The sequence below is a fragment of the Thioclava sp. UBA3469 genome, from assembly GCF_002378135.1.
GTDB lineage: Bacteria > Pseudomonadota > Alphaproteobacteria > Rhodobacterales > Rhodobacteraceae > Thioclava > Thioclava sediminum.
The window spans coordinates 1-8,410 of sequence record NZ_DFRG01000214.1 but is presented as its reverse complement, the minus strand read 5'-3'; the positions used below and the strand labels follow the sequence as shown (position 1 = coordinate 8,410).

The following is an 8,410-nucleotide window of genomic DNA, read 5'->3' as shown; positions in this document are numbered from 1 at the left end:
CGATAGAAGAAGCCGTCGCAGGTGGCGCAGGCCGAGACGCCGAAGCCCTTGAACTTCTCTTCCGAGGGAAGACCCAGCCATTTCGCCTGCGCCCCGGTGGCGAGGATCACCGCCGCGGCCTCGTAGGTCGTGCCCGAATCGCCTTTCGCCACGAAGGGACGCTTCGAGGTGTCGAGCTCGGTGATCATGTCCATGATGATCTCGGTGCCCATCGCGCGGGCATGCTCTTCCATCTTCACCATCAGGTCGGGGCCCTGAATCTCGCTCTCGCCGGGCCAGTTCTCGACCTCGGTGGTGATGGTCAGCTGGCCGCCCGGCTGCATGCCTTGCACCAGAACCGGCTCGAGCATCGCACGCGACGCGTAGACCGCCGCCGTGTAGCCCGCAGGGCCGGAGCCGATGATCAGAACCTTGGTTTTCTTCGTCTCGGACATGCCTGCCTCCTTGGAATTCTGCCCGACGGATATAGTCGGAGCGAGGCGCGCCGAAAAGCCCCTGCTTGCCGCGACAAATAGCACTTGCGGAGCAGTCCGCGAAATATTATTGCGCATCCTCTCTTCCAGCGGTAAGTTCTGCCGCAACCCACGAAGGATTGTTTCAACATGCCCACCTCCCGGCTCGACGACATCGACCGCAAAATCCTTGCCGAACTGCAGGCGGACGGGCGGATGACGAATGTCGAACTGGCCAAGCGTGTGGGCATTTCGGCCCCGCCCTGCCTGCGCCGTGTGCGCACGCTCGAAGAGGCGGGCTACATCCGTGGCTACCATGCCGATGTGAACCCGCGCGAGCTGGGCTTCGAAGTGCAGGTCTTCGCGATGGTGCGCCTGCACAGCCAGGCCGAAGCGGATCTGTCGAACTTCGAGTCGCGCTGCCGCGAATGGCCGCTCGTGCGCGAGTGCCACATGCTCAATGGCGAGATCGATTTCGTGCTGAAATGCGTGGCGCCGGACCTCTCGAGCTTCCAGAGCTTCCTGACCGGCCAACTCACCGCCGCCGAGAACGTGGCCAGCGTGAAGACCTCGCTGGTGATCCGCTGCGCCAAGGACGAGCCGGGCGTGCCCTTCGACGTGCTCGAAGAGCGCATCGCCAAGCTGGCCTGAGCCTTACCCTGAATTGAGACGTTGTCGGAGGGGCGCTGCCCCTCCCTTCGCTGTCGCGAATTCCCACCCCGGGATATTTCGCAAGAGCGAAGGGCGGGCGGCGCCCCCTTAGCGGGTCTCTTTCGGGCGCAGCACCAGCCAGATCAGCGCCGCCCCGGCCAGCGTCAGGAAGGGGATCATCGCAAGATTGACCGCCTGCCAGCCCGCTTGGGCATTGCCGCCCTCGGCGCAGTTCATCAGCCCCCCCGACGACAGCGAGGCGAGGAACACACCGCCGAAGACCACGAAATCGTTCATCCCCTGCACATGGCCGCGCTCGTCCGGGCTATGGGCCGAAGCGAGCATCGCCGTCGAGCCGATGAAGCCGAAGTTCCAGCCCAGCCCCAGCAGCATCAGGGCGATGTAGAACTGGTCCAGATCGACCCCGGTCAGCGCCACCGCGCCGGAGGCTGCGAGAATCACGAGGCCGGTGCCCACGATCACCTCTTTGCCGAAGCGCGCGATCAGGTGGCCGGTGAAGAAGCTCGGCAGATACATCGCCAGCACGTGGGCCGAGACGATATTGGCCGCGTCGCCCTGCTCGAACCCGCAGCCGACCACGGCCAGCGGCGTCGAGGTCATCACGAGGTTCATCAGCGCGTAGGAGACCATGCCGCAGATCATCGCGACGAGGATCACCGGGTCTTTCAGCAGTTCGCGCCGGGTGCGGCCCTCGTGATGCTCGTGTTTCTTGCGCCGCCCCGGAGCCGGGATGTCGAGGAAGGAGAACAGGATCGGCCCGAGCGCATTGATCGCGATGATCGCGAGATATGTCGCCATGAAGGGCACGACCATCGCCTCGCTCGTGACCTTCACGAGCTGCGGGCCGATGATCGCGGCCACAAGCCCGCCGGCCATCACATATGAGATCGCCTTGGGCTGGAACTCGGCGCTGGCGGTGTCGGTCGCCGCGAACCGGTAGAAACCCTGCGCCGACATGTAGGTGCCGGTGAAGAACGACCCTAGCATGAACAGCGCAAACGACCCGTGATAGAGCGCATAGGCCGCGGTCGCCGCCCCCAGCGCCCCCATCGCATTGGCGAGGATGAAGCCCGCGCGGCGGCCTTTCGCGGCCATGAATTCCGACATCGGCTGCGCCGAGAGGACCGAGCCCAGAATGATCAGCGACAAGGGCAGCGTCGCGAGGCAGGGATTGGGCGAGAGCATCTGGCCCGCAAGACCGCCCACCGTGAAGATCATCGGCATCTGCGCGCCCAGAAGCGCCTGGGCCAGAACCAGCACGATCGTATTGCGCTTTTCGCGAGAGGCGGGAGGGGCGGTCATGTCACTCATGACAGCTTGCTAGCGTGGCGATTGGGGGCTGGCAAGCGGGCGCGGCATGAGGCAGGGTGTCGCGCATGGTTGGACGTATCATTACCTGCGAAGACGATATTGCCGAGGGCACCGAATTTCTCTGCCGCGCCGAGCCGCGTTTTGCCGAGGTCTGCGCGCTGACGGGGCCGTGGCCTTTGCGCCGCCGCGAGGACGGGTTCGAGGCGCTGCGCGACGCGATCATCGGCCAGCAAGTCTCGGTCGCAGCCGCCAATTCGATCCGCAACAAGGTGATCGGCGCGGGCTATGGCGATCCGATCTCTATCGCGGGCGCCTCGGAAGAGGACCTGCGCGCCTGTGGTCTCTCGCGCCAGAAGGTGCGCTACCTGCAGGCGCTCTCCAATTCCGGCGTCGATTTCGAGGGGCTGCGCGCGATGCCCGACGAGGAGGTGGTCGCGCAGCTCCTGCCGATCCCGGGCATCGGGCGCTGGACGGTGGAGATGTATCTCATCTTCGCTCTGGGTCGCGCCGATGTCTTCGCGGTCGACGATCTCGCGCTGGCCGAAGGGGCGCGGCTCCTGTTCGATTTGGCCGAGCGGCCCAAGCGCAAGCAATTCAATGAGCTATCGGCAGCCTGGTCGCCGTGGCGCGCGGTTGCGGCGCGCGGCCTCTGGGCCTATTACGCGGCCTGTAAAGATCGTGAAGGAGTGGCCCCATGACCCGCAAGCTGGAAGCCGGACGCAAAGAGCCGCAATCGGGGGTGGTGAAATCCGCCGTGGTGTTTCTGCATGGCTACGGCGCGGACGGGGCGGACCTGCTGGGCCTCGCCGATCCGCTGGGGCAGCACATGCCCGACACGCTGTTCCTCGCGCCCGACGCGCCCGAACCCTGCCGCGCGGCGCCATACGGGCGGCAATGGTTCCCGATCCCCTGGATCGACAATTCCAGCGAAGCGGAATCCGCTCAGGGTCTCAAGGACGCTGCCGCGGACGTGGATGCGTTCCTCGATTCCGTGCTGGAAGAGCAGGGGCTGACGCCCGCGCAGCTCGCCGTGATCGGCTTCTCGCAAGGCACGATGACTGCGCTCGAAGTGCTGCCGCGTCGGGCCGAGCCTGTCGCGGGGCTGGTGGCCTTCTCGGGCCGTCTTCTGCGCCCGGAAGCTCTGGGCAACGAGGCGATCTCGAAGCCGCCGGTTCTGCTGATCCATGGCGATCAGGACCCGGTCGTGCCCTTCGCCGATATGGGAAAGGCGGGCGATGCGCTGGTCTCGGCGGGGTTCGACACCTATGCCCATGTGATGAAGGGCACCGGTCACGGCATCGCACCCGACGGGCTCTCGGTGGCGCTGTCCTTCCTGCAAGACAAACTGCCGGGCTGAGATGCCCGCGGCCGCCGATCGCCGCGGCACCTGCAACCTTGCCAAACGCTCGCGCAGCGTCATTTCTCTGTCATGGCTGTTTGCTACCCATGCCGCATGGCAGCAATCGCGAGATCAAGAGGCTTGCCAGATCGCGAACGCCATATATAGTCATGGATAAGGCAGGGGCGGACCCCGCCCCTGAGCCGAGGCAGGCGACAGGGCGAGGACGGAGTCACCCATGCTGGACGAGTGCGACAGGACGAATTTTCGAACCCAATTCACCCGCGAACCGGCGGCGCTGAGACAGCACCCGGCACTGGTGCTCAACGCCGATTTCCGGCCGCTCTCCTATTACCCGCTGTCGCTATGGCCTTGGCAGGAGGCGATAAAGGCGGTCTTCCTCGACAGGGTGACGATCCTCGCCGAATACGAAGAAGTGGTGCGCAGCCAGAGGCAGGCCTTCAAAATCCCCTCCGTCGTCGTCCTCAAAGAATATGTCCGACCCCAGAAGCGCGTGGCTTTCACGCGCTTCAATCTTTTTCTGAGGGACGAATTCAAGTGCCAGTATTGCGGCAAGCGGGGCGATCTGACCTTCGACCATGTGATCCCGCGCTCGCGCGGTGGAATCACCAGCTGGGAGAATGTCGTGGCCGCCTGCGCGCCGTGCAATCTGCGCAAGGCCAACAAGCCGCTGGAGCGCTCGGGGATGCATCTTCTCAAGCCCGCGCGCCAGCCTCAGCCCGAGGATATGCTGCGCATCGGGCGTCGCTTCCCGCCGGGCTATCTGCATGAAAGCTGGATGGACTTCCTCTACTGGGACACCGAGCTGGAAGCCTGAGGAAGCTTAAAGAAAAGGGCGCGCCGTCTCCGGCACGCCCTTTTTCGTATTGGTGAAAATATCCCGGGGGGCTTGCGCAGCAAGCGGGGGCAGAGCCCCCTCAGTGCCCCGCCGCGACCTGACCGCCATTCGACAGCTTGTCGATGATCGTCTCGGTCGCGTGGTTCATGCCCACGACCTTCACATCCGTGCCGGACATCCGGAACTTGCCCACCGCCCGGTCGAGCGCCGAGACCGAGGAGATGTCCCAGATATGGGCGTGGGTCAGGTCGATCACCACGCGGTCGAGCTTCTCCTGGAAGTCGAAGGCGCGGTTGAACTCTTCCACGGTCGCGAAGAAGATCTGGCCCTTGATGTAATAGGTCCGCAGGTGATGCGCCTCGTTGTAGCGCGAGGAGATCTCGGTCATCCGCGCGATCTTGCCCGCGAAGAAGATACCCGACAGCAGCACGCCCACCAGCACCCCGATGGCGAGGTTATGGGTGGCGACGACGAAGGCGACGGTGGCCAGCATCACCACGTTGGACGACATCGGCATCGTGCGCAGCTGACCCAGCGAGGCCCAGCTGAACGTGCCGATCGACACCATGATCATGATCGCCACCAGCGCGGGCATCGGAATGCGGCCCACCCATTCGCCCAGCACCACGCAGAAGATCAGGAGCGCGATCCCCGCGGTCAGGGTCGACAGGCGCGTGCGCCCGCCCGAGGTGACGTTGATCACCGACTGGCCGATCATTGCGCAGCCCGCCATGCCGCCAATGAAGCCGGTGCAGAAATTGGCGATGCCCTGACCGAAGCATTCCTGACGACGATCCGAACGCGTGTCGGTCATCTCGTCGACGATGTTCTGCGTCATCAGGCTCTCGAGAAGGCCGACGACCGCCACGCCCACCGAATAGGGCAGGATGATCTGCAGGGTCTCGAAGTTGAACGGCACGTTGGGGATCAGCAGCGAGGGTAGCTGATCGGGCAGGGCGCCCATGTCGGACACCGTGTGCACATCGTTGAGCCCCAGCCCCATCGAGACCGCGCTGAGCACGAGGATCGCGATCAGCGGCGAGGGGATGGCGCGGAAGAAGCGCGGCAGCAGGTAGATGATCGCAAGGCCGAGTGCCACCAGCGCATAGGTCGCCACCACCGGCACATTGGCGGGGTTCAGCTCGGGCCATTGCGCCATGAAGATCAGGATGGCGAGCGCGTTCACGAAGCCCGTCATCACCGATTTCGACACGAAGCGCATCACCGTCCCGAGGTTCAGCGCCCCGGCAATCACCTGAAGCACGCCCGCCAGCACCGTCGCGGCGAGCAGGTAGTCGAGCCCGTAGCTGCGCACCAGGGTGCCCATCAGCACGGCGGTCGCGGCGGTGGCGGCCGAGATCATGCCCGGGCGGCCACCGAAGAAAGCTGTGATCGTGGCGATCATGAAGGAGGCGTAGAGGCCCACTTTCGGGTCCACGCCCGCGATAATCGAGAAAGCGATGGCCTCGGGGATCAGCGCGAGTGCCACCACGAGACCGGAGAGAATGTCAGCGCGGTAGTTGCCAGTCCACTGGCTGCGCCATTGCGACAAGGTCATACGGTTGTCCTGCAATTAGAAAGGCCCGCGACCGGGGAGGGGCGGGCCGGAGGGATGTGAGATTTGGCGAAGCCAATACCCGGGTGACGTGGCGATGCCAAGCCCCGCGGGTCGGGTTTTAAGAAAAATTCAAAGAGGATTAAGCCGGATTGCCCGATTTCGTGGCAAATTTGGCGAGACTGGTGGCCAGATCGCCATAGCCCGTAAAACGCCGCTCATAGCGCAGGCCGAGCCGCTCCGCGGCCTCACGCGCCTTCGCGTCGAGCGCGGGATCGTCGGTCTGGGCCTGATAGATCAGCCGGTCGTAATTGCCGAACATCATCGGGATCAGCTCGGGGTGACGGTCGAAGCCCATCGGCTTCCAGACGAATGCGTCGAACTGACGGGTCAGGAAATCGGTGAGGTAGAAGGCCGTGATTTCGTCCTCGGCGGTTTCGGCAAAGGCCGCGTTGCCTTCAAAAAACGAATAACAATGGGGGCCTTCGACCATCTCGACCCCCAAAGACTTGCACTTTTCCAACAATTTCCCGCCCGTGCCGCAATCGGCATAGACCACGAAGATATCGTCATATTGGTCGCGATAGCGCTGCACCGCCTCTTCGACGGCGGCGGTGATCTTTTCGGGGTACAGGTGCAGATTGGCGGGCAGGCAGGTCAGGTCGATATGATCCCAGCCGTTCATCCGTTTGAGCGCGAGAATCTCCCGCGCCAATGCCCCGCAGGCGATCAGCAAAAGACGCCCCGAGCCCTCGGGAGCTAAGCCATTTTCGGATAAGGTCATGTCGCCGGGAAGCGAGGCAGCCTTCTGGGCGGTCATTCCACCCGTGCCATCATCCGGGCAACGCCTGCTGCGACGAGAACCATCAGCCCGAGCATCGCCATCGGCACGCCCGATGCGGCAAAGGCCCAGATCGTCAAGCCCGCCAGAACGATCACAAACAGGATCAGCAGCAGAAAATGTGGCAGCGGCATTTCTCGTTTCCCCCTTCTCTTCAAGTATGGGGCGGGGAAGCGCACATGAAAAGGCCCCGATGAAAAAATCGGGGCCTTCTCCATACATATCAGCCTAGATGCGCGCGCGATCGGCGATCAGGCGCTCATCTGGTTGTGCTTGCGGGCGATGAAATCCTTCGCCGTTTCCACCGCCACGGCGGCGTCGCGGCAATAGGCGTCGGCACCGATCGCCTTGCCGAATTCCTCGTTGAGCGGCGCACCGCCCACCAGAACGATGTAATCGTCGCGGATGCCCTGTTCCTTCATCGTGTCGATCACGACCTTCATGTAGGGCATCGTGGTGGTCAGCAGCGCGGACATGCCGAGGATGTCGGCCTCTTCGCGCGCGATCGCTTCGAGGTAGTTCTCGACCGGGTTGTTGATGCCCAGATCGACGATCTCGAAACCTGCGCCTTCCATCATCATCGCAACGAGGTTCTTGCCGATATCGTGAATATCGCCCTTCACCGTCCCGATGACCATCTTGCCCATGCGCGGTGCGCCGGTCTCGACCAGCAGCGGCTTGAGGATGGCCATGCCGCCCTTCATCGCATTTGCCGCCAGCAGCACTTCCGGCACGAACAGGATACCGTCGCGGAAGTCGTTGCCCACGATGGTCATGCCCGCGACGAGGGCCTTGGTCAGAATGTCATACGGCGTCCAGCCGCGATCGAGCAGGATCCGGGTGGCCTCTTCGATCTCTTCCTTGAGACCGTCATAGAGGTCATCCATCATCTGCGCGGTGAGCTCGTCGTCGTCGAGTTCCGAGAGGATGATATCGTCTTCGTCTTCGGCCATGTCCAATAGTCTCCTGCTAGCCGGTGTTACCCTGTGGTGAGGCCGTGGCCCCGTCAAGTCTTGGCGATTTGCGACATGCGCGGTGTTTTGTCCGACCTCGCATGGTGTTGGTAGGCCCGCATCCGGACTCTACTTGGCAAATGTTCTCATTTCGTTCTAAATTCCGGGCATGAGTCTGCCATTCGATCTTCCCCCCGCGAACCCGTCCGAGCGTCTGCGCGCGCGCGGTGCCGCGGCGCGCCCCGTAGGCCGGTTCGAGCCCTTCGCCCGCGCGCCAGAGCATGACGGCTGGGACATCCCCGAAGAGGAGCGCCTGACCCGTACCGAGGTCTCGGTGGAGCGTCCGCGCTCTGTCATCACCCGCAACCAGTCGCCCGATGTGCCCTTCGAGCGCTCGCTCAACCCCTATCGCGGCTGCGAGCATGGCT

10 protein-coding genes and 1 pseudogene are annotated in these 8,410 nt (G+C 63.8%); 5 read left to right on the top strand and 6 right to left on the bottom strand.

Going from position 1 to position 8,410, the window contains the following annotated elements:
- Positions 1 to 434 (bottom strand): NAD(P)/FAD-dependent oxidoreductase (locus B3D39_RS15905; RefSeq protein WP_286789868.1); only part of this gene is annotated, 434 nt, incomplete at its 3' end.
- A gap of 168 nt (positions 435 to 602) precedes the next feature.
- On the opposite strand from B3D39_RS15905, the gene B3D39_RS15900 reads away from it, so the two are divergent.
- Complete coding sequence (locus tag B3D39_RS15900; protein ID WP_078519374.1) at positions 603 to 1,103, top strand: Lrp/AsnC family transcriptional regulator; 501 nt, start codon at positions 603 to 605, stop codon at positions 1,101 to 1,103.
- 108 nt (positions 1,104 to 1,211) lie between these two features.
- Here the strand turns inward: B3D39_RS15900 and B3D39_RS15895 are convergent, their stop codons facing one another.
- Positions 1,212 to 2,426: an MFS transporter gene (locus B3D39_RS15895; RefSeq protein ID WP_414718017.1), complete on the bottom strand. Its 1,215-nt coding sequence runs from the start codon at positions 2,424 to 2,426 to the stop codon at positions 1,212 to 1,214.
- Between the two features lie 74 nt (positions 2,427 to 2,500).
- Between B3D39_RS15895 and B3D39_RS15890 the strand changes: the two genes are divergently transcribed.
- From B3D39_RS15890 to B3D39_RS15880, 3 genes are all read left to right on the top strand, one after another.
- The gene (locus B3D39_RS15890; RefSeq protein ID WP_274963848.1) at positions 2,501 to 3,133 is read left to right on the top strand and encodes a DNA-3-methyladenine glycosylase family protein; all 633 of its coding nucleotides are present in this window, start codon (positions 2,501 to 2,503) and stop codon (positions 3,131 to 3,133) included.
- Positions 3,130 to 3,792, top strand: coding sequence for an alpha/beta hydrolase (locus tag B3D39_RS15885; protein ID WP_078603767.1), 663 nt, complete (start codon positions 3,130 to 3,132; stop codon positions 3,790 to 3,792). Before B3D39_RS15890 ends, B3D39_RS15885 begins: the two co-directional genes overlap by 4 nt.
- Positions 3,793 to 4,012: 220 nt before the next feature.
- Positions 4,013 to 4,612: an HNH endonuclease gene (locus B3D39_RS15880; RefSeq protein WP_078519371.1), complete on the top strand. Its 600-nt coding sequence runs from the start codon at positions 4,013 to 4,015 to the stop codon at positions 4,610 to 4,612.
- 100 nt (positions 4,613 to 4,712) lie between these two features.
- Here the strand turns inward: B3D39_RS15880 and B3D39_RS15875 are convergent, their stop codons facing one another.
- The 4 genes from B3D39_RS15875 to B3D39_RS15860 all read right to left on the bottom strand — a co-directional run bounded on the left by B3D39_RS15875 (position 4,713) and on the right by B3D39_RS15860 (position 7,982).
- On the bottom strand, positions 4,713 to 6,191 hold the full coding sequence (locus B3D39_RS15875) for a SulP family inorganic anion transporter (RefSeq protein WP_274963849.1): 1,479 nt from the start codon (positions 6,189 to 6,191) through the stop codon (positions 4,713 to 4,715).
- Positions 6,192 to 6,330: 139 nt separating this feature from the next.
- Entirely contained in the window at positions 6,331 to 7,008 is a 678-nt protein-coding gene (locus B3D39_RS15870) for a DUF1638 domain-containing protein (protein ID WP_274963850.1), read from the bottom strand.
- On the bottom strand, positions 7,005 to 7,163 hold the full coding sequence (locus B3D39_RS15865; protein WP_165756922.1) for a hypothetical protein: 159 nt from the start codon (positions 7,161 to 7,163) through the stop codon (positions 7,005 to 7,007). Before B3D39_RS15865 ends, B3D39_RS15870 begins: the two co-directional genes overlap by 4 nt.
- A 117-nt stretch (positions 7,164 to 7,280) precedes the next feature.
- The gene (locus B3D39_RS15860; protein WP_078519368.1) at positions 7,281 to 7,982 is read right to left on the bottom strand and encodes a corrinoid protein; all 702 of its coding nucleotides are present in this window, start codon (positions 7,980 to 7,982) and stop codon (positions 7,281 to 7,283) included.
- A gap of 169 nt (positions 7,983 to 8,151) precedes the next feature.
- On the opposite strand from B3D39_RS15860, the pseudogene B3D39_RS15855 reads away from it, so the two are divergent.
- Positions 8,152 to 8,410, top strand: a pseudogene (locus tag B3D39_RS15855) (radical SAM protein); the annotation flags it as partial.

Bases quoted from the DNA above. Each gene is read 5' to 3' on its own strand.
- B3D39_RS15885 (WP_078603767.1), top strand. From the start codon at position 3,130: ATGACCCGCAAGCTGGAAGCCGGACGCAAAGAGCCGCAATCGGGGGTG.
- B3D39_RS15865 (WP_165756922.1), bottom strand. From the start codon at position 7,163: ATGCCGCTGCCACATTTTCTGCTGCTGATCCTGTTTGTGATCGTTCTG.
- B3D39_RS15895 (WP_414718017.1), bottom strand. From the start codon at position 2,426: ATGACCGCCCCTCCCGCCTCTCGCGAAAAGCGCAATACGATCGTGCTG.
- B3D39_RS15890 (WP_274963848.1), top strand. From the start codon at position 2,501: ATGGTTGGACGTATCATTACCTGCGAAGACGATATTGCCGAGGGCACC.
- B3D39_RS15860 (WP_078519368.1), bottom strand. From the start codon at position 7,982: ATGGCCGAAGACGAAGACGATATCATCCTCTCGGAACTCGACGACGAC.
- B3D39_RS15870 (WP_274963850.1), bottom strand. From the start codon at position 7,008: ATGACCGCCCAGAAGGCTGCCTCGCTTCCCGGCGACATGACCTTATCC.
- B3D39_RS15880 (WP_078519371.1), top strand. From the start codon at position 4,013: ATGCTGGACGAGTGCGACAGGACGAATTTTCGAACCCAATTCACCCGC.
- B3D39_RS15875 (WP_274963849.1), bottom strand. From the start codon at position 6,191: ATGACCTTGTCGCAATGGCGCAGCCAGTGGACTGGCAACTACCGCGCT.
- B3D39_RS15900 (WP_078519374.1), top strand. From the start codon at position 603: ATGCCCACCTCCCGGCTCGACGACATCGACCGCAAAATCCTTGCCGAA.